Origin of the sequence: Rhodococcus sp. ARP2, from assembly GCF_001029585.1 — a bacterium.
Taxonomy (GTDB): domain Bacteria; phylum Actinomycetota; class Actinomycetes; order Mycobacteriales; family Mycobacteriaceae; genus Rhodococcus_F; species Rhodococcus_F erythropolis.
Genome location: NZ_LEKE01000054.1, coordinates 100502 through 121186, shown reverse-complemented (window position 1 = coordinate 121186; position 20685 = coordinate 100502). Strand labels below are relative to the sequence as shown.

Here is a 20685-nt window from a genome sequence, read left to right as displayed (position 1 = left end):
CGTAGGCTGAACGCGTAGGCGGTTCCGGCAGTTATGTGTGACTTGGCATACTGACTAACGGAAGGGGTCGCGTAAGTGATCTCACGGCAAAATGCTGGATGCGCTCGTTGAACGAGGGAGAGCTGTGCTGGATCCAACGCGACCTGTCGGGCCGTACTCGTCAGGAGTGCCCGCCACTGCCCTCGAAGTCCACATGCCGGACCTCGAACGCTTCGGCCTCGCCCAGTTGTGGCGTTCCGCGATCATCGCCGTCGTGTTGTCGACGTCGATCATGCTGGCACTGATCGTGTGGCCTTTCCGCAAGCGTGGACGCACGTGGGCTGACGCTGCCTCCGACGGGATGGTCGACGGCTTCATCGCGCTGGGTCCCACCTTCGTCAAGCTCGGTCAACTGGTCGCGTCGTCGTCCGGCCTGTTCCCGGCCCCCGTCGCCAATGCATGCCTACGTTGCCTCGACGACGTTCCGTCATTTCCTGCCGAGCAGGCCAGAAGCGTCGTACACGAGGACCTCGGATACTCCGTAGACGACCTGTTCGCGAAATTCGACGACGTACCTCTCGCGGCCGCGTCGGTAGCGCAGGTACACGCGTGCGTTCTGCACGATGGCCGCGAAGCCGTCATCAAGATCCAGCGTCCGGACATCTATGCGCGGATGCTGATCGACCTGCGGGCGGCGTATTGGGGCGCGAACATCCTCGAGAAGTTTGTCGAGTTCCTTCGAATTGCCAATGCCACCGCCATCATTCGCGATCTGCACAATGCAACGATGACGGAATTGAACAGCGCGGTCGAGGCCGACCGGCAAACCACATTCCGGAACAACATCAGCGCATTCGGTGACAACAAAGGAGTCACGACACCGGAGGTGTACTGGGACTACTGTGGTCCCCGCGTCATCTGTATGGAACGCATGCGCGGCGTTCCACTGGATCGGTTCGTCGCCGGTCCGGACGGCATCGACGAAGCCCGCATGCTGATCCGGCGCGGAGTGAAGGTCTGGCTCGAATCAGTCATCGTTCACGGTCCGTTCCACGGAGATGTCCACGCGGGAAATTTGTGGGTCCTCGACGACGGCCGGATAGCGATGCTCGACTTCGGCATCGTCGGCGTCCTTCCCGAGACATGGAGATCCATCCTTTCCGACATGTTCCGAGCTACCCTCATCGACGGTGATTTCGCCCGTGTCGCCCGCGGAATTCGATCCTTGGGATATGCAACCGACTACGAAGTCGACGACGATCAGCTCGGCATGCAGGTCGCAACGGCCCTGGCCCCGATTCTCGGCCGTGACCTCGGTGAACTCAAGCTCAGTGAATTGATCATGGCACTGATTCAGTTGGGCAAGCAGTGGGGTGTTGCGAGTCCCGAGGAATTGGTTCTTTTCGGTAAACAACTCGGATACTTCGAGCGATATGCGACGGCGTTGGCACCTGGTTGGGTGATCGGACAAGACCTTTATCTGTTCAAGAACGTTTTTCCAGAGGCAGTCGCCGAAAAGGTGCAGGAACTCGGCATCACCATGCCTGACGAATAAATTTGTCCTCTATTTCCTTATTCTGCATTTCGTCTGTCGGGGTTAGCCTGTAATGACCCACCGGCCGAGGAGCAAATGTGCAGCCACTTTCTGTAGCCCTCCCGCAAGCGTCGACAGGTCCGAGGAATAACGGGCCGAGTGTCGGCACCACCCTCGGCGCCCTCATGCATTCCACGGACAAGTCCGTGATCGAACTTCTGGAAAGCCCGGATGGACTCGATGTCGAAATCCGTTCGATCGCCCTCGTCGAGTCCTCCGATATCGACGGCACCGACAGCCGTGGTGCGATCTCCGACATCTACCTCCCCGTGGGGGTTCCCGAATCGACGTTGACGCTGTGGCTGCGAAAGTTCGAAGGCAGGCCGGCGAGGCGTCGTCCGAAGCTTCTGCTCGTCAAGAATGCTCGCGAGGCGACGACGGTTCTCACCACCGCACGTAACATCGGGATCGCAGTGGCCGCGGTACATCCGCAGGCTAGTTCCGGGCACGTCTATTCGCTCGTACTACGGCTTCTGACACAGAGCATGTACCGTTCGCGGGCCGTCGCAGGAGCTGTGGCCGGTGGTGATTCGGATCTGTTCGCGCTCTCGGAAACGATCGCCGAATTGACTGGCGGACTCGTGACGATCGACGACACGGCACTCCATGTCATCGCATATTCCTCTGCTCACGAAGGCGAAGACGAACTCCGTCAGCTCTCCATACTCGGCCGGGAGTGGCCGATCGAATACACCGAATGGATAGAGAGCAGAGGCGTGTTCGAGCATCTCAGGCGATCGGACGAGGTCATCAGTCTGCCCTCCGAGCCGAGCATCGGAGCCGCGCAGAGGCTGGCTGTGAGCATCACCCGCCCGGACCTGTCAGCGCCGACGGGTTCTGTTGCACACCAACACAATCTCGGCAGCATCTGGGTGCAGCGCGCCTCTGGACCTCTTTCCCACGACGCCCAAGCGGTATTGCGGGGTGCAGCGGCGGTCGCCGCACGCATTCTCATGCGTACCTTGGACGCCTCCAGCCGCGAGAATGCCCAAGTGCAAAGGCTGTTCGGTGTTCGCTCCGGTGGGGTCGACATGCACTCGCTGGCCGGTTCTTTCGGCATCAACACCGACGGACCGTCTGCGGTCATCGGATTTGCGACATCACTCTCGCCCGGATCGAATCTCGATCGAATCACCAACGCCTTGCGCCTGCGCGCCAGCGCATTCCGCAGCGACGCGGTCACGACGATCATCGACAACCGGATCTACGTATTGTTCCCTCAGGCCGACCACGAGGTCGCTGTCAGCGACTGGGCTTACGACACCGTGCGAGTAGTCGAGGACCGTGCGGGCATCAGCGTGCGCGCCGCAGTCGCGGTCCCGATCGCGCGGTTGCACGGCGTACCCGAGGCGCGTCGAGAGGTGGACCGCGTGCTCGATACCACCGATGATCACGAAACCTCGAAGGTCACCACACTCGCGGCGTCACGCACCGCGGTATTGCTGGGCGAGATACTCGACCTCGTTGCCGATCACGAGCGATTGCGAGACCCTCGTATCGACAGACTCGTCTCCTACGACGACAAGAACACCTCTGACATGCAGTTCACGCTCACGGCCTACCTGACAGCTTTCGGGGATGTGAAGAAGGCCGCCTCGTCTCTGAAAGTACATCCGAACACGCTGCGCTACCGCATTCGGCGCGCTGAACAGATCATGGGCATTTCGTTGGACGAGCCGGACACGCGACTGCTCACCGAACTGCAACTCGCCATCTTGGGACGAACCCCGGACGAATCCGAAAAATACGAAACGTCCGATCAGTGAGATGGGCCTCGAGCCCGTCCTGAACTCTCGAGTAGACAACTGAGGTAGCCGAAGAACAACTCTCACCTCAGGAGACAACTTGCGCACTCGTGGAGCCGTCATTCGCCAAGCACCAGGCACATACGAGGTGGTCGATCTCGAACTCGATTCACCCCGCAGCGGCGAACTCACTGTCAAGATGGTCGCCTCCGGCCTGTGCCACTCGGACGATCACATCGCCAGCGGCGACCACGGAGTCGGCCGCTATCCCATCTGCGGTGGACACGAAGGCGCCGGAATCGTCGTCGAGGTCGGGCCGAACACCGAAGGATGGTCCGAGGGCGATCATGTCGTGTTCTCGTTCCTCGCCGCCTGCGGCCGCTGCCGTTGGTGCGCAAGCGGAATCCAGAACCTCTGCGACAACGGTGCCGCCATCATGACCGGCAGCAGGCCGGGCGAAACCTCCAGTTACAGAATGTCTCTCGACGGTCATCCAGTCGCACAAACCTGCGGCCTGTCCACCTTCAGTGAATACACCACGGTCAGCACTCTCTCGGCCGTGAAAGTCGACAAGCACCTGCCGCTCGACGCTTTGTGTCTGCTCGGCTGCGGCGTCGGAACCGGTTGGGGCGCCGCGGTCAACTCCGCTCAGGTGTACCCCGGGCAGACCGTCATCGTCATGGGAGTCGGCGGAATCGGAATCAACGCGGTACAGGGCGCCTCGCATGCCGGCGCCGCCCACGTGATCGCGGTGGACCCGGTTGCGTTCAAGCGCGACAGTGCATTGAAATTGGGAGCGACCCATGCCGTGGCCACCATGGAGGAAGCCACGGACATCGCGCGCTCGTTCACCAACGGCCAGGGCGCGGATTCCGCCATCGTCACCGTCGGCGTCACCACCGGAGAACATGTCGCGCAGGCGTTTTCGTCAATCCGCAAGGCAGGAACTTGCGTCGTCACCGGTCTCGGGAAGATGACGGACATCGGCATTCCCGTGAGCCTGATGGAACTCACCTTGTACCAGAAGAGAATTCAAGGATCCTTGTTCGGCGCATCCAATCCCACTGCCGACATTCCCTGGATGATCGATCTCTATACCAGCGGCAAGCTCGAACTCGACGGACTCATCACCAACCGGTACAGCCTCGACCAGATCAACGACGGTTTCGCCGACATGCATGCCGGTCGCAACCTCCGCGGAATCATCACCTTCTGAGCGAGATCTCTCCGGACTTGACGCATACGCCAGTCCGGAGAGATCCTCACATCTGCGTCACCAGGCGTTCATGGTGTCGAGAATTTGTCCTCTGGCCATCCACAATTCAGCAGACCAATACGGCCAGGAGTGAATCCCGGCGGGCGGAAAGCTGTACGTCGCTGGGATTCCCATGGATTTCAGACGAATTTCGAATGCACGCGCATGCACCCACGAGAGCGCCTCCAGCCCCATACCCGTCGCCGTGCGGAAGTAATCGATCGGCGCAGACGGATGATCGTACGGTCCCGGGATGCCGTTGGACGACGAAATGTACATCGACAGTCCGCGAAGCGATTCCGCGTTGACGAACGGGTCGTTGCGAAGCCACCCGGATGACCACGGCGGGCCCCACATCGAATCGACGTTGTACCGGCCGGCGTCGAACATGGCTACGCGGATCGCCTCACGCATACCCGGGCCCGAGATATTGATGTAGCCGGACAGCGAGCCCGCGAACTTGAACTGATCCCGATGATGCCCCGCCAGGTTCAACGCGGCACTGCCGCCCATCGACAACCCGATGATCGCATTGTTGGTTGGTGAAACACCATACCCTGCAAGGAAGTCCGGAAGCTCGCGTGTGAGAAATGTTTCCCACCTGTACGTTATGGGCTGAGCATTGAAATTGGACGGCGCGTACCAGTCCGTGTAGAAACTCGACTCACCGCCGACCGGCATCACCAACGTGATGTTGTCGTTGCGGTACTGATCGAGTGCGTTGGTTTCGAAACTCCAAGCATTCCTGTCGTTTTGCGCGCGAAGACCATCAAGTAGGTACAACGCGGCGTTGCCGCCCCGCGCGGCCCACTGCACCTGAACCTTGATGTTTCCCATCGAAGACGGGACCCACAACTCGTCGTAACCACCCCATGGCGCCGTGTGCGCCGGAGTAGCGCTCGCGGCGGTCGGACCGAACATGCCGCCGAGGAGGAAGATCGACAGCAACGCCGCTACGAGCACCCGCGCCCGCCGTGTATTGCGTTCGGGCAACCTGAATCTGATTCTCTGCAAGGTTGTGTCTTTCCCCGAAACTGCGCATCAAGAAACTCGCTTCGGTAAGTGCATCGTCGGTTCCACTGTCGACGTGTTTGTCCCTTTCCGGGGGCTCCGGTGTTACAAAGTCGAGGTCATCGCAACAATCGGACAACTGTCGTGCCGAGCGAATCCAGGTGGCGAAAAGCACAATTCACGAAGCACGCTGAATGCGCTCACTCAGCCGAGTGACGAAGCGATCGCATCACGACCTGCTGCAGCACACGCTTGGTCCTGCATTCCGTCCGGTGCACCACCGACACCGATGCCGGCGATCGACGCGGATCCAGCCTTCACAGTGACTCCACCTGCAAGGAAGAGAGTGCCGGGGAGGTCGGCGATGGTCGATCCCTCGCCTTTGGTACGCTGCGAGAGGTCACTGGTGTCGGCTCCGAAAGCTGCAGAGGTGTACGCCTTCTCACGTGAGGCCTCCACCGTGTGCTGGGCTGCGTTGTCGCCGCGCACCATGGCGATGACATTTCCCGCACGGTCGACGACGGAGACGGTGACAAATCCGAGCCCGTCCGCCCGGCATTTTGCCAGGGCCGCACCAGCAGCCTTCACTGCTGCGTCGGCGCTGAGTCGATTCTGAGTGACAATCGCCGAATCGCCGGTCGCAGCAGGCTGCTGCGTGGCAGAAATCGACGTCGTGCTCGATGCGTTCGCCACCGGTGTGTCGGTGGTCGAGCACGCGGCGCTGGCAAGGATTGCGACAACCGGAACGGCGACAGCGAGCGTACGGGGAAGTCGTGTGTAAATGCGGTGGTTCATGTCGGGCACACTTTCAGTCGAATGGTTCGAAACCGTCCACTACAGCGTCGCGTCCGAGTGCGGGTGCGCACATCGGGCGCTCGGGTGACGAACCGTGCCCCGTCTGGTTGTGCAGATATCATCCGAATGGTTGATACGACGGCCTGGCACCCTCCGTAATATTCGAGGGATGAGTAACGGAGCCATGAACGCCGACGCCGAACTCGGCCTGCGCGGCCCGTTGGCATATGCGATCCACGCGTCGTTCTTCGTACTGCTGTCCACGTCAGGAGTCCGGTACGTCACAGTCCACGGGACCAGCGGTCGGTTCGGGGTGGTACTCGTCCTGGCCGTGGTCCTCGCCTTGCTCTACGCCGTGATGGCTACGGTGTCTTCGCGAGATGTGGTTCGCCAACGACTGTGGATGTGGCCGGTACTGAGCACCTGGGCAGCGCTGGTCTGGCTTGCGCCGAGTTTCGCGTGGTGTGCGTTCCCCGTTCTCTTCCTCTGTATTCGTCTGTACCCGAGCAAGATCGCCTACCCCCTCGTCGGGATCCTGGGCGTCCTCGCCGGAATCGCGTTCTACCGAGTCACCGGTCGTGCCGAATTGGTGACACTGCTCGGACCTCTGTGCACCGCGGCACTGGTCGCGGCAGCGTACGGGCAGATGGAACGAGATGCCCGAGAACGCCTTCGGCTTCTACGTCAGGTAGCAGAAGCGCAATCTGCATTGGCAGATACCGAACGTGCTGCCGGCGTTGCCGCTGAGCGAGAGCGCCTCGCGCGCGAAATCCACGACACCGTTACTCAGGGACTGGCGAGCGCTCTTCTACGACTCGAGGCAGCCGAACAAACTTGGAATACAACGGGTTCGCCGTCTCGAGCCGATGTCGATGCCGCAGCAGAGAACATCCGAACGAGCTTGATGCAGAGTCGCGACCTCGTCCACGATCTGGCACCGGCCAAGGGCGGTACGGGCGACTTCGACGCCTTGGTCGTGGCCGCCGCCCGCCAGTTCGTCCCGACCGTTCGGATCCGCACCGTCGGTGAAGCCGTCATCTTGCCCTCGGACGTAGCTCATGCCATCGTGCGAGTGGTCTCGAGCGCGTCCTCCAACATCGCCCGCCACGCTCGCGCCGAAACGGCGGGCGTGACGATCACGTATCTCGACGACTCCGTCTCCGTGGACATCTTCGACGACGGCGTCGGCTTCGATCCGGGAAAGCTCGCCGACCATTCTCGGTACGGTGGATACGGCCTACGTGCGATGCGAAGTCGCATCGCACAGCTCGGCGGATCGTTCACCGTGGAAAGTGCACCGGGAGACGGCACCGTCGTCGCGGCCCAGTTCCCTCTCGAACGGAGGATCCGGTGACCACCACCATTCGCGTGTTCCTCGTCGACGATCATCTGGTCGTGCGAGCCGGGCTGAAAGCGCTGCTGAACACTCAGCCAGACGTCGAAGTAGTCGGCGAAGCATCGTCCGGTGAGGGGGCGGCCACGGCGATACCGTCGGCCTCACCGGATCTGGTGATGATGGATCTGGACATGGGCACCGGCATGCACGGTGCAGAAGCGATCAAACGCTTGCGAAGCGACGGTGTCGATGTTCCCGTACTGGTTTTCACGACGTACGACACCGACGCCGACGTCGTGCGGGCCGTCGACGCCGGTGCCATCGGTTACCTACTCAAGGACTCAACGCCCGACGAGATCTTCGGCGCGGTGCGCGGCGCGGTAGCCGGGCGCAGCGTTCTCTCTCCCACTGTGGCCTCTCGTCTTGTCCAGCAGATGCAGCGCCCGCAGGAAGCGCTCACCGCCCGTGAGTCCGAACTGCTCAGCCTGCTCGCCGAGGGGATGACCAACCGCGAGCTGGGTAAGGCACTCTTCATCAGCGAAGCGACGGTGAAAACCCATCTTGGGCACATCTACGCCAAGCTCGGCGTCGAAACCCGCTCTGCCGCAGTGTCCGTCGCATTGCGCCGCGACGGAATACGCTGACCCGCCCGCCCGCGCAGGCTCTACTTGATCGAAGATCCGTGCTTCGTCAACGGCATGACCTCGATGGTCATGTACGGGAACAGCGGGAGGTTCCAGAGAATCTCATGGAGTTCGTCAGCCGACTCGACGTCGAAGATGCTGATGTTGCTGAACTGTCCCACAATTCGCCACAGATGCACCCACTTTCCCTGTCGCTGAAGGTCTTGCGAGTACGCCTTCTCCGTTGCGACGGTATCGGCGCGTACTTCCGGATCCAGGTCGCGCGGAATATAGACGTCCATTCGAACGTGAAAGAGTGCCATGTTCTTCTATCCTCTAGTTCCTGGTCCAGGTCTTGACGGCGTCCATGTTCAGTTCGACTCCCAGTCCAGGTCCGGCGGGGAGGTGCAACTGACCCTCGGAATACTTCAGGGGTTCCTGAAGCAACTCTTCGCTGAAGAGCAGTGGGCCGAAAAGCTCTGTTCCGAAGTTGATTCCAGGCTCGGCGCACGCGAAGTGCAACGAAGCGGCGGTGCCGATCGGGCCTTCGATGGACGTCGCACCGTGGCACGCGATACCGGCGGCCTTGGCAATTGCGACGATGTCGCGGCTGCGCTGGAGGCCACCACACTTGGTGGTCTTGAGGGCGATGACATCGGCGGCGCTCCGGCGGGCGATTTCGAGAGCGTCGTGTGGGGTCTGCACACTCTCGTCGGCCATGATCGGAATCGGTAGTAGCCTGCTGAGTTCGGCGAGGACCTCGATTTGGTCTGCCGGAGTGGGCTGTTCGATCAGTTCGACTCCACCGTCTGCGAGTTGTGGCAGGTACCGCAGCGCCGTGAAGCGATCCCACCGCGCGTTGACGTCGACGCGGACGCCGGCGTGGCCGTCGAGCGCCTGCGCGATGCTGACGATGCGCGCGACGTCGACCGCTGGATCGAGTGCTCCCATTTTGAGTTTGAAGCTGAAATTGAGCCGTGATTCGAGCTTTTCGTGAGCTTCTTCGATGATCTCGTCCGCCGGCGCAGCACCCAGTGCCCACGTGACGTCGACACTCTCGCGGAAAGCCCCGCCGAGGAGCGTGTGCACGGGGACTCCCAGGCTACGAGCCCAGGCGTCGTGCAACGCCACGTCGACGGCGGCCTTCGCGAATCGTGCATTGGCAACAACTTTTTCGATGTCGGCCATGATCGCGGTGATCTGATCCACACGCCTGCCGACCACCACCGGCGCGATGTACTTCTCGATGATGACCTGCATCGTCTCCACCGATTCGCCGCCCCACCACGGACCGCCCGGAACGACACCTTCGCCATATCCGATAACACCGTCGGATGTGCGAATCGCGACCAGCAATAACGGCTGCGCCGTCATCGACGTGGTGGCGAACTTGTGGGGGCGGACCAAAGGAACGTCGAGGATGGTCGTCTCGATGGAGACGATCGACAGGTCTGTCATCAAATCACTTTCTTTCGAACAGTTGTGGATCAGGCCGGGTCGAGCACGAAGTCGTACGTGACCCGGTTGATTCCATCGGCACCCGGCTTCGGATCGAGAATCAGTTCGGGCTTCGTGGCAGTTGCCACGTCGTTCTCGATCCACTCACCGTCCTTGAAATAGAGCTGCGTAGTGATCGTGCGCTTGCCGGGTGCCTTCACCATGAGGTGCAGGTGAGCCGGACGCCACGGGTGCCAGCCGGCCTTCTCGATGAACCAACCGGTGGGGCCATCGGTCGGGATCTGGTACGGCGCAGGCTGAATCGTGGTGATCTCGAAGCGCCCCTCATCATCGGCAACGATCGTTCCGCGGAGGTTACCCTCGGGGATGTGCGGCGCGAAATGGGAGTAGTAGCCCTCGTCGTCCGCATGCCACAGCTCGACGGTGGCCCCATCCAACCCGTTGCCGTCGAGATCGCGAACCTGGCCCTCGAAGACCAGCTTCGATCCAACCTCGTTGTCACGCATCGGAAGTTCACACTTGGATGGCAACGTCTTGGCGTCGGCGACGTAGTAGGGGCCCTCGATGCTTCCCTTGGTGCCGTGCTGGCCGCGGTACGCAACCTCCTCGACGTTGTGCTCGAGGAAGACGTCCAGCCACAGGGGCCACTCGCCGAACTGGCCGATGTCGATGAGCCACTGCTTGAGTACGCGGTACTCGGGGTAGGTGATGCCGTGCTTGTCGATGACGCCGGCAAGTGCCTCGAGCACGTCCTTGGCGATGGCCGAGACGCGCTCGGGCGGGGTGTCCGCGCTGACTCGTTCCTGGAGGAACTTGTCGGTGGCGGCCGTGCCCGAACCTACTGCGGTGGGGCTCTCGGAAGTGGTCATGTGGTCCTCCTCGGGGCCGTGTGTGGCTGTTACCGGGTGGGTGCCGTACTGCTGGGCTGAGTCGGCTTCCCAAGTCTGGTTGTACGCTGTGCGTACATCTGTTACGCTGTGCGTACGCTTGTACTGTGCGCCCAGTCACAAGGTTTGTCAACCTTCGAGGGCACTGATCAGGCATACCCGCAGATGAGAGGTCATTCCGTGAGCGAGAACGATCGCGATTACATCCAGAGCATCGAGCGTGGATTCGCTGTGCTGACGGCCTTCGACGAGAAGAACCCCAACCCGTCGCTCGCAGATCTTGCCGCCGAAACGGGCCTCTCCCGCCCCGCGGTCCGACGTATCCTCCTCACCCTGCAGAAACTCGGATACGTCACCGGCAACAACAGTCGGTGGTCGCTCACCCCGCGCGTTCTGAGCATCGGGCAGCACTTCTCGGCATCACATGCCTTGACCGAGGCGGCGCTCCCCCGCCTGTTGGAGATCGCAGAACACACCCACGAGTCGGCGTCGCTCGGGGTCCTCGACGGCGTCGACGTGGTCTACGCCGCGCGAGTACCCGTACGCCGGATCATGAGCATCAACGTCAGCGTCGGTACCAGAGTGCCTGCATATGCGACCTCCATGGGCCGCGCCCTGCTAGCCTGGGCGCCAACCGAAATCGTCGACAACGTCATCGCGAACTCCACGTTCGACGCCCTCACACCCACCACGATCACCGACGAAGGCGCATTCCACACCGCACTTCGAGTGGTGCGTGAGCAGGGTTACGCACTCACGTCCGAGGAACTGGAAGACGGCCTGATTTCCCTCGCCGCCCCCGTCCGCGACGCCGGCGGAAGCGTCGTCGGCGTGGCAGCGTGTTCGACCTCGGCAGGCAGGACAACCCCGGAAGCTTTCCGCACCGACGTCGCACCGTTCCTCGTCGAGAAGGCGAATCAACTCAGCGCAGACATGGGATACCGGAGCTAACTTCTCAATACTTCGGAAGGCAACACACCGTACTTACGCCGAAAAGACGACGCGAATCGTCCGGTGTGCGTAAAACCCCATCTCACAGCGACATCGGTGACCGTCGTCGAGTCGTCGGCATCCACCAGATCTGCGTGGACCCGCTCGAGGCGGATGTCGAGCAGGCATTCCGATGGACTCCGGCCCACGTACTGCCGAAATCCCTCCTGCAATCTCCGTACGCTGACGCCCGCCACCTCGGCCATCTCTGCTGCGGTCCACACGCGGGCCGGGTCGTCGTGCATCTCGTCGAGCACCCGCTTGACGATGCGTGGCCTGGCGTGTCGCACCGCGTCCTCACTTTCGGGCATTGCAGCGAGGACGAATGCCGTGACCACGGCACCGGAGAGCTGAGCTGCCACCAGTTCGTTGTGCAGCACCCCGACCGGGCCGAGTATCTGATCCGACAGTGAGCGAACAAATTTCAGCCATCTGGCTCCGTCGTCTCCCCGAAGATCCACCTGATCAGGCAAGTGCATTCCGGGCCGGCCGAGTACCTTCTCCATCTCGCGGTCGAGGTACTGACGGTCCATCCGGACTCCGACAATTTCGCAGTCCGCGCTCCACCGCGTGATTCTTGTGGTGATGTCGGGCGGACACACCGTCGCAACGCCCTCCGTCGAGAGCACGTGCGAGCCCGCGAACACCGACTCGAGCTCGCCCGAGAGCGGGATGTTCACCCCGTAGGCACCGGGATGCTCGGATTCGACCGCGACGTCTGCTCCCCATCGAATATGAGCGATCCTCAGCGGTCCCAACTCGGCGGTGCACACCCCGACTCCGCTGGCCGCGTGCCGTGACAACGGCGTGAGCGTGTGCGGAAAATAGGCGTCCGAAACCGCATCACACGCCTCGTCCCAGTCGCGGGGAGCTGTACCGATCTTGGAGTCGACCATCGTCCTTCTTCACCTTCCAAACCCGTGACCAGCCACATTGCCGAGCATGAGCGCTGAACATCATTGAACACTGTGTCCCCGGTCACTTCCAAGAGGAAACGGATACAGGCTTCGATCGGGTGCGCAATCCGGATAGACACCGCGCTGTACGGATCGACCGAACGCCGCGCTCGCCGTACGTTCGTCTTCACTCCCGGCGCGAGTCGTCCAGCACCTCCGCCTCCCGCACTTCGCGGCACCCTCACTCACCAGCCATCCGACAAGGAGGTCCGGTCATGGAACAAAATCAGCTTCGAGGCATCTTCGGCCAATTCGCGAGCGGCGTCACCGTCATCACCTGTACCAATGCCGACGGTCAACCACACGGAGCCACCGTCACCGCATTCACGGCAATCTCCCTGGAACCACGCCTGTGCCAGATCACGATGACGCGAAAGTCCAAGGCGTGCGGCTACCTCGGCAACGCGCCGTTTGCCGTCAACATCCTTGCCGCCGACCAAGTGGACACGGCCATGCATTTTGCCGGCCGACCGCAGCGCACCGAACCGAAGTGGATCGACGGACCGACCGCCCCCCTGCTCGACGGCGCCGCAGCAACTATCTCGTGCGTCCCGTGGAAGGAGTACGACGGCGGTGACCACATCATCTTCATCGGTGAGATCGTCGATGCGCAGTCGAGTGGCAAGGATCCGCTTCTGTTCTACCGAAGCACTTTTCACGACCTAGGCGCCACCTCGTCGACCACAGTCTGGAACGGCAGTCAGGACGACCCCCACAGCGGATGGTTCGACGCCACCACTTCCTTCACCCCGATTCATCTTCAGCCCGCACCCCAAACGATCTGAAAGGCTTTGCCATGACGACCACCGAAATTCCTCCCACCGGCGTCGACCCCGCAGATTCCGGAGCGCCACAGGTCAATCCGGCCGCCGACAGCGAAGCCAACCGCACGAAGAACTTCGCCACCCGGCCGATGACGGGCGACGAGTACATCTCGAGCCTGCAGGACGGTCGCGAGATCTGGCTTCACGGTGATCGCGTCAAGGACGTCACGACGCACCCCGCCTTCCGGAATCCGATCCGCATGACCGCAAGGCTGTACGACGCTCTGCACACGGGCGAGCACGTAGACGCCTTGACCGTTCCGACGGACACGGGCAACGGCGGTGTCACCATGCCGTTCTTCCGCACTCCGACGTCGTCGGCTGATCTGCTCAAGGAACGCGACGCCATCGCGACGTGGGCACGTATGACCTACGGCTGGATGGGCCGCTCCCCCGACTACAAGGCAAGTTTCCTGGGAACCCTCCACGCCAACAAGGAGTTGTACGCACCGTTCCAGGACAACGCCGAGCGCTGGTACCGCGAATCGCAGGAGAAGGTTCTGTACTGGAACCACGCGATCATCAATCCCCCGGTGGATCGCCAACTTCCACCTGACGAAGTCGGCGACGTCTTCATGAAGGTGGAGAAGGAAACCGACGCCGGTTTGATCGTCAGCGGAGCCAAGGTGGTCGCCACCGGATCGGCGATCACGAACTACAACTTCATCGCTCACTACGGTCTGCCGATCAAGAAGAAGCAGTTCGCCTTGATCTGCACGGTACCGATGGACGCTCCGGGTGTGAAGCTGATCTGCCGCACCTCGTACACCGAACATGCTGCGGTGATGGGCAGTCCGTTCGATTACCCGCTGTCGAGCCGCATGGACGAGAACGACACCATCTTCGTCTTCGACAAGGTGTTGGTTCCATGGGAGAACGTCTTCATGTACGGCGACGTCGACCGGATCAACGCATTCTTCCCTCAATCGGGTTTCCTGCCGCGCTTCACCTTTCAGGGCTGCACTCGCCTGGCCGTCAAGCTCGACTTCATCGCCGGACTGTTGATGAAAGCACTCGAAGCCACCGGCGCCGGCGGCTTCCGCGGAGTCCAAACCCGTGTCGGCGAAGTAATCGGGTGGCGAAACCTCTTCTGGTCGTTGACCGAATCGATGGCACGCGATCCCGAACAGTGGGTCGGCGATTCGGTGATACCGAAGCTCGAGTACGGCCTCACCTATCGAATGTTCATGATCCAGGGGTACCCGCGGATCAAGGAGATCATCGAACAGGACGTCGCGTCGGGCCTGATCTACCTGCCTTCGAGTTCACTCGACTTCAAGAGCCCGGACGTGCGTCCGTACCTCGACAAGTACGTTCGTGGTTCGGACGGCATCACCGCCGTAGACCGCGTGAAAGTCATGAAGGCGCTGTGGGATTCGATCGGTACGGAGTTCGGCGGGCGCCACGAGCTCTACGAGCGCAACTACTCCGGCAATCACGAAAACGTCAAGGCGGAACTGCTGTTCGCAGCCCAGAATCGTGGACACGCAAGTTCCATGAAGGGACTGGCCGAGCAGTGCCTGAGTGAATACGACCTCGACGGCTGGACGGTCCCTGACCTCATCGGCAACGACGACGTCTCGTTCTTCAAGAACCGGTAACCCCCTCGGCAGGTAGGGCGGACTCGCGATGTCGAGTCCGCCCTACTCGACCGGGTCAGGATCTCAGGAACGAGTTGAATTCGGCAGACCTCGGGCGATTTCGTCGAGGATATCGGCAACGTCCTCAGGTGCCGCGAGCATGGGGGAATGCCCCGTCGTCAAGGTAAACACCCTCTCACAGGAGCGCCGGGAGACCATCTCACGTTGATGTGCAGGAGTGATGACAAGATCGCGAAGGGTTTCAATGTAGTAGCGAGACACAGACCCTTCCCGTTCCGGCGTCAGCGACACCGAACCACTGAAAACACTCATCGGTTGCGGGCGAAGGTTTGACATCGATTCTCGCGCCACCTCGTCGGCGCAGTCCCCGAACAAGAGCATCGGGTACAACTTCAAGGCAACCTCAGGGTCGATCCCGAGTTCATCGCAGGCGAAGAACAACCGCGCAGCGCTACTGTCCTCTTGCGAACTACTCAGGCAGGATTCCCCGTCCCCAGGCAGGGTTGCGGCCAGGTAGACGGCAGCAGCAACACGCGTCGGATGCATTTCCGTCAGTTGTGCCGTCAGTGTTCCGCCCATCGAGTGGCCGACAAGTATCACGTCCCCAGGCAGTTGAACCAGCTCAGCCGACAGCTTGGAAAGCGTTGATTCCCAAGTTATTTCTTCAGCTTCCGTCGTGTCTCGACCCAAGCCCGGTTGATCGGTAGCCAGAGCCGTGTGCCCACGTCTCTCCAGCGCCTCGACCACATAGTCCCAGCACCAGGCTCCGTGTCCTGCGCCATGAATCAACATGAACTGCGCCATTGCTCTCCAGCTTTCGATCGACCGATGTGATCTACAGCATGTTCCTGCCGACATCGGTGCACTAATGCCTAGTTGAACTAGCGCTATACCCAAAGTGAACGCACCAGCACCGGATATTCGGCGCACGCCAGGCGATCTCCAGTACATTCCTGATCCCGTGACGACTGCCCTGGCATGCGAACATTCGCATACTCGACTTTGACAATCATTTACATTAAGCAGTAGATCTATAGCCATGCACCTCAACACCCGCATGTCGCGGCGCCTCACCCTTGCCACATCAGTTGGCCTCTCACTCGCCCTCGTCACGGGCTGCTCGTCCGACAACAAGGACTCGGCCCCGTCGGAGACCACCACGACAACCGCGTCCGCACCCACCGAACAAGCCTCGGCAACACCGCGTCTCGCAGTCTCGTACGACGGTGGCGTCCTGGTGCTGGATGCAACGTCGCTCGACGTGGTCGGCGAGACCAAGATCGACGGCTTCACGCGACTCAACCCGGCCGGCGACGGTCGCCACGTCATGATCTCGTCGGGTGAGGCGTTCAAGGTGCTCGACACCGGCACGTGGTCCTCGGCCCACGGCGACCATTCCCACTACTACACAGCCGATCCCGCGATGTCCGAGGTCGAGTTCGCAGCCAACGAACCCGGACACGTTGTACGCCATGCCGGAAAAACCGTTCTCTTCAACGACGGCTCGGGACTCGTCGAGATCTTCGATCCGGCACAGTTGGCAAAACGCCAACCCCGCGTCGAGACGTACACCACGCCAGAACCCCATCACGGCGTTGCGGTCGCACTTGCCGACGGCAGCCTGTTGACGACCATCGGAAATTCGGAGTCCCGCAACGGCATTGCCATCCTCGATGCCGACCGCAAGGAAATCCTGCGCAACGAACAGTGCCCCGGTGTCCACGGCGAAGCAGCCGCTGCCGGCGAAGCCATCGTGCTGGGCTGCCAGGACGGGTTGCTCGTGTACAAGAACGGAGCGATCACCAAGGTCCAGAGTCCGGATGCATACGGCCGCATCGGAAATCAAGCAGGTTCGGAGGAGTCGGACATCGTCCTGGGTGACTACAAGACTGACAAGGACGCCGAACTCGAACGTCCGCAACGGGTCTCGCTGACCAACACGACGACGTCCGAACTCAAGCTCGTCGACCTCGGCACCAGCTACACCTTCCGCTCACTCGGCCGCGGACCGCACGGAGAGGCACTGGTGCTCGGCACCGACGGCGCCATCCACGTCATCGACCCGAACACCGGCGTCGTCACCAAGAAGATCGCCGTCATCGACGCATGGACCGAGCCCACCAAGTGGCAAGAGCCCAGGCCGGCACTCTTCGTGGAAGACCACACCGCGTACGTCACCGATCCCACGTCGAAGAAGCTGATCGCCGTCGACCTCGAGGACGGCAGCATCCTGACCGAGACCACCCTCGATCACGCCCCGAACGAATTGACCGGCGTCACTGGCTGATTCCGACTCTCACGTCGGCCCCCATCTCACACCGAGATGGGGGCCTGAGCCGTTCTCGTGCTTCGCCTACTGACCAGGGCATCTCGACACTTAGGCAGTCCTCGAGGTGCTACGACGCGCACCTCAGACAATCGAAGCCGTTGTCGCCCGGCTCTGCCGAAGCTGAGCGGTGGGCACGGCCACGACTGACAGCGATACAAGTCAGCGTGGAATAACTCTGCGTAGAAGTTCGTTGTAGAGGGTGTCGGTGTTCGATTCTTTGCCCCGGGTACCACCCCAGAATTGCCACTTCGAGTGGCCACTTGCCGAGAGGCGCAAGACGGGCACCGACGCGCTGGAGCCGCTGGACACCTTTCGGTGCCAGCGGCTTTGTCGTCTGAATGATCAGGCCGGCTTTTCGCCGGCAGCGACGTCGAGGATCCACGTCACCCCGAACGCATCGGTGAGCATGCCGAATCCGGGGCTCCACGCCGCCGCGGCAAGACCCTCGATGATGGATCCACCGACAGAGAGTTTGGCCCAGTAACCCTGCACCTCTTCGAGCGATTCACCGCGAACCGAGACGAAGAACGGTTGGTCGGTGATCGTGGTGCCGTTCTCGCGGTGCGTCGTGCCGGCATTGGCGGTCGAACCGCCCGACTGTCCTGGGATGTCGTACGCCATCACGCTGAAGCCGTCCGCGGTTTCGACTTGGCCGAACACAATGTTCTCAGCGCCAGGCACATCCTTGGGCATTCCGAAGTCGCCGTAGGTTGCGATCGTGACCTGGCCACCGAAGACGGACTGGTAGAACTCCAGAGCCGCGCGGGCGTCTCCGCGGAAGTTGAGGTGGGTCGTTGTCTTGATGCTCATGTCTGCTCCTAGTACGAACGTCGCCCGGGTTTTCCCTGACAACGTCGACTCTCACAGCCGTATAGGACTGTTTTCGTCCTAGACTCGTCGTAGTCTCACGACATGGCGACCACCACTCGGCTCTTGAATCTGCTGTCCCTCTTGCAGACGAGGCGCGACTGGCCGGGCGCTCTACTCGCCGAGCGGCTCGACATCAGCCACCGCACGGTCCGCCGCGACATCGACCGGCTCCGGGAGATGGGTTACAGCATTGCGGCGACCATGGGCCCGGACGGCGGATACCGACTCGACGCCGGCAGCGAGGCTACCACCCCTGCTGTTCGACGACGATCAGGTCATCGCCTTGGCAGTCGCTCTGCAGGCGGCGACGCTGACCGGCGTCGGCATCGAAGAGGACGCAGTGCGTGCGCTGACCACCTTGCGGCAAGTGATGCCGTCGCGTCTGCGCCATCGCCTCGACGCACTCACGTTCACCACGATTTCGACCGATTCCAGCGACGCAGACTCGGTGTCCCCTGAGGTGCTCGTAGCGATTTCCGCAGCGGTGCGCGCTCGCGAGGTGCTCCGCTTCGACTACTCGAACGGCCGCTCAACCGACAACATCGAAATAACACCCCCACGCCGCGTGGAGCCACATCATCTGGTGACCTCCAAGCGTCGCTGGTACCTCGTCGCGTGGGATCTCGAGCGAGACGACTGGCGAATCTTCCGCGCCGATCGCATCACTCCACGCACCCCGAACGGCCCGCGGTTCACACCGAAGGGGATCCCCGGCGGTGACGTGAGCGAATACGTGGCCGCACGCTTCAATGGATCGGAACATATCAACAAATGGCCGTGCCACGGCAAGGTCGTTCTCCATCGACCAGCCAGTTATGTTCTTCCCTTTGTCGAGGACGGCGCCGTCGAAGATCTTGGCCCCGACCAGTGCAGCCTCGAAGCCGGATCATGGTCCTGGACGGCGCTGGCAGCCTCCTTCAACCGATTCGACACCGACATCGATGTCGTCGGCCCGGCAGAACTGACCCACGCTTTCGCACAACTCGCCGCCCGCAATGCCGCGACTGCTGCGAGTTAGGCAGTCGTCGTGAATGAGATCCAGGTCTCCAACACAACCGTGCGTCCGTGGGTTCATGTAGGTTTCAAGTCCTCAGAGGACCTGAGGACTTGAAGACCTGAACGAAGGGATGCCCAAGGAGATGAAGAAGGGGCAAGTTGCGTTTCTCACCGGCACACACGTCGTGAACGATCTGTACCAGGGGGCTGTGCCTGCACTGTTGCCGTTCATGATGCTGGAACGCGGATATTCCTACTCCGCGGTTGCCGGAATCACGCTCGCCGCGACCGGACTATCCAGTGTCGTGCAACCCGCATTCGGCATGCTGGTCGATCGAAAGAGCCGGAATTGGCTGGTACCCACAGGTTTTGTGACGGCCGCAACGGGAATTGTCGTGGCCGCGATGAGCACCACCTACATCGTCACTTGGCTGGCAATTGCTTTGGCCGGCATCGGCATTGCCGCATACCATCCGCCCGCCACAAATTTGGCACGCGCAGCTGGAGGTCACTCGCAGAAGGCCATGAGCGTGTTCTCCGTGGGCGGCACGTTGGGAGCCTCACTGGCGCCACCGTTCGTCACGCTCGTGGTCGGTTCGCTCGGATTGTCCGGCGGCTACCTGCTCGCAGTTCCTGCAGTGGTAGCGGCTATTTGGTGGATCGTCGCCCAATCACGATCGGCCGGCACGGGCACGGACGCCGAATCAGCCCAGTCGTTGAGTTCGCAGCTAGCAGCGAACGGTCCCGTGTCAGATGATTGGCGCTCGTTCACCCGACTCGTGCTGGTAACGGTGTGTTGGTCAATTCCATATGTGACCACGCTGTCGTTGGTCTCACCGTACGTACTCAACGGACTGAACGGATCGTCCTCGAGTGCAGCAATCGTGTTGTCCTCCTTCACCTTGGCGGGCGCGGCCGGCACGCTACTGGGCGGAGTCCTCGCGGACCGTCGTGGTCGACGTGCATCCATCCGACTCGGTTACCTGCTTGCCGTACCATCACTGGCATTGCTCGCCGCGGCTCCGAACGTGGTAATTGCCGAACTTGGAATCGTGTGTCTCGGATTCGCGATGTTCTTGCCCTTCGCGCCACAGGTGACGTTGGCGCAGGACTACCTACCGAACCGCCCCGGCACGGCAAGTGGGGTGACACTCGGACTCGCAATGTCAGTGGGAGGCATCGCCTCTCCGCTGTTCGGTTACCTGGCAGATCACTTCGGACCGCGCATGGCGATCGGGGCGACAACTGCAGTGCTGTTGGTCGGAGCCGTCATCGCATTCACCTTGCGCGATCGACGCCTCGACCCGGAAGACGAGACGGAGCGCGAACTCGACGTCATCGCCCTTCGATAACCCGACAGACTGCACCGTAGTCTGAAGATTCATCGGAGGACATGAAGTGTCACTCGGTGGGCCGCTCCACGGCGGTTCACCGAG

Annotated in this window: 18 protein-coding genes and 1 pseudogene; 11 read left to right on the top strand and 8 right to left on the bottom strand. The window is 61.6% G+C overall.

Translation table 11 applies throughout. The features are described 5' to 3' along the window. Positions 1-124: 124 nt before the first annotated feature. The 3 genes from ABX74_RS14020 (at position 125) to ABX74_RS14010 (ending at position 4534) form a co-directional block, all read left to right on the top strand. Complete coding sequence (locus ABX74_RS14020; protein ID WP_019745620.1) at positions 125-1534, top strand: ABC1 kinase family protein; 1410 nt, start codon at positions 125-127, stop codon at positions 1532-1534. A gap of 77 nt (positions 1535-1611) precedes the next feature. After that, complete coding sequence (locus tag ABX74_RS14015; RefSeq protein ID WP_223257908.1) at positions 1612-3339, top strand: PucR family transcriptional regulator; 1728 nt, start codon at positions 1612-1614, stop codon at positions 3337-3339. A gap of 79 nt (positions 3340-3418) precedes the next feature. Further along, positions 3419-4534, top strand: a complete 1116-nt coding sequence (locus ABX74_RS14010; protein ID WP_019745622.1) for an NDMA-dependent alcohol dehydrogenase — start codon at positions 3419-3421, stop codon at positions 4532-4534. A gap of 57 nt (positions 4535-4591) precedes the next feature. On the opposite strand, the gene ABX74_RS14005 is transcribed toward ABX74_RS14010, so the two are convergent. Next, the gene (locus ABX74_RS14005) at positions 4592-5587 is read right to left on the bottom strand and encodes an alpha/beta hydrolase (RefSeq protein WP_047889032.1); all 996 of its coding nucleotides are present in this window, start codon (positions 5585-5587) and stop codon (positions 4592-4594) included. 201 nt (positions 5588-5788) lie between these two features. Continuing rightward, the gene (locus ABX74_RS14000; RefSeq protein WP_042953101.1) at positions 5789-6379 is read right to left on the bottom strand and encodes a GlcG/HbpS family heme-binding protein; all 591 of its coding nucleotides are present in this window, start codon (positions 6377-6379) and stop codon (positions 5789-5791) included. 184 nt (positions 6380-6563) lie between these two features. On the opposite strand from ABX74_RS14000, the gene ABX74_RS13995 reads away from it, so the two are divergent. Next, entirely contained in the window at positions 6564-7733 is a 1170-nt protein-coding gene (locus ABX74_RS13995) for a sensor histidine kinase (protein WP_020971031.1), read from the top strand. Further along, positions 7730-8359 (top strand): response regulator, encoded by a 630-nt coding sequence (locus tag ABX74_RS13990; protein ID WP_047889031.1) that lies wholly within the window; start codon positions 7730-7732, stop codon positions 8357-8359. The genes ABX74_RS13995 and ABX74_RS13990 overlap by 4 nt, the downstream gene beginning before the upstream one ends. 20 nt (positions 8360-8379) lie before the next feature. Here the strand turns inward: ABX74_RS13990 and catC are convergent, their stop codons facing one another. From catC to catA, 3 genes are read right to left on the bottom strand one after another with little or no spacing between them, the layout of a single operon-like run. After that, positions 8380-8661 (bottom strand): muconolactone Delta-isomerase, encoded by a 282-nt coding sequence (gene catC / locus ABX74_RS13985; RefSeq protein ID WP_047889030.1) that lies wholly within the window; start codon positions 8659-8661, stop codon positions 8380-8382. Positions 8662-8674: 13 nt separating this feature from the next. Then, positions 8675-9796, bottom strand: a complete 1122-nt coding sequence (locus ABX74_RS13980; RefSeq protein WP_019745627.1) for a muconate/chloromuconate family cycloisomerase — start codon at positions 9794-9796, stop codon at positions 8675-8677. Positions 9797-9825: 29 nt separating this feature from the next. Further along, on the bottom strand, positions 9826-10665 hold the full coding sequence (gene catA, locus ABX74_RS13975) for a catechol 1,2-dioxygenase (protein ID WP_047889029.1): 840 nt from the start codon (positions 10663-10665) through the stop codon (positions 9826-9828). Positions 10666-10863: 198 nt separating this feature from the next. Here catA and ABX74_RS13970 point away from each other — a divergent pair, with 198 nt between their 5' ends. Then, entirely contained in the window at positions 10864-11634 is a 771-nt protein-coding gene (locus ABX74_RS13970) for an IclR family transcriptional regulator (protein WP_020971034.1), read from the top strand. On the opposite strand, the gene ABX74_RS13965 is transcribed toward ABX74_RS13970, so the two are convergent. Next, entirely contained in the window at positions 11631-12569 is a 939-nt protein-coding gene (locus ABX74_RS13965) for an AraC family transcriptional regulator (protein WP_047889028.1), read from the bottom strand. The genes ABX74_RS13970 and ABX74_RS13965 overlap by 4 nt on opposite strands. Before the next feature lie 275 nt (positions 12570-12844). Between ABX74_RS13965 and ABX74_RS13960 the strand changes: the two genes are divergently transcribed. Then, complete coding sequence (locus ABX74_RS13960) at positions 12845-13414, top strand: flavin reductase family protein (RefSeq protein ID WP_019745631.1); 570 nt, start codon at positions 12845-12847, stop codon at positions 13412-13414. An 11-nt stretch (positions 13415-13425) separates the two neighbouring features. Further along, positions 13426-15054 carry a 4-hydroxyphenylacetate 3-hydroxylase family protein gene (locus tag ABX74_RS13955; protein WP_020971036.1) on the top strand — a complete coding sequence of 543 codons (1629 nt, stop codon included), beginning with the start codon at positions 13426-13428 and terminating at the stop codon, positions 15052-15054. A gap of 63 nt (positions 15055-15117) precedes the next feature. On the opposite strand, the gene ABX74_RS13950 is transcribed toward ABX74_RS13955, so the two are convergent. Further along, complete coding sequence (locus ABX74_RS13950) at positions 15118-15846, bottom strand: alpha/beta fold hydrolase (protein ID WP_189637335.1); 729 nt, start codon at positions 15844-15846, stop codon at positions 15118-15120. Positions 15847-16093: 247 nt separating this feature from the next. Here ABX74_RS13950 and aztD point away from each other — a divergent pair, with 247 nt between their 5' ends. Then, on the top strand, positions 16094-17341 hold the full coding sequence (gene aztD / locus ABX74_RS13945; RefSeq protein ID WP_020909389.1) for a zinc metallochaperone AztD: 1248 nt from the start codon (positions 16094-16096) through the stop codon (positions 17339-17341). Positions 17342-17725: 384 nt separating this feature from the next. Here aztD and ABX74_RS13940 read toward each other — a convergent pair whose 3' ends face one another. Further along, complete coding sequence (locus ABX74_RS13940) at positions 17726-18193, bottom strand: VOC family protein (RefSeq protein ID WP_047889027.1); 468 nt, start codon at positions 18191-18193, stop codon at positions 17726-17728. Between the two features lie 102 nt (positions 18194-18295). Here ABX74_RS13940 and ABX74_RS13935 point away from each other — a divergent pair. Together ABX74_RS13935 and ABX74_RS13930 are read left to right on the top strand one after the other, a co-directional pair. Further along, positions 18296-19271 (top strand): annotated as a pseudogene (locus ABX74_RS13935) (helix-turn-helix transcriptional regulator). 121 nt (positions 19272-19392) lie between these two features. Then, complete coding sequence (locus tag ABX74_RS13930; RefSeq protein WP_047889075.1) at positions 19393-20601, top strand: MFS transporter; 1209 nt, start codon at positions 19393-19395, stop codon at positions 20599-20601. Positions 20602-20685 lie beyond the last annotated feature (84 nt).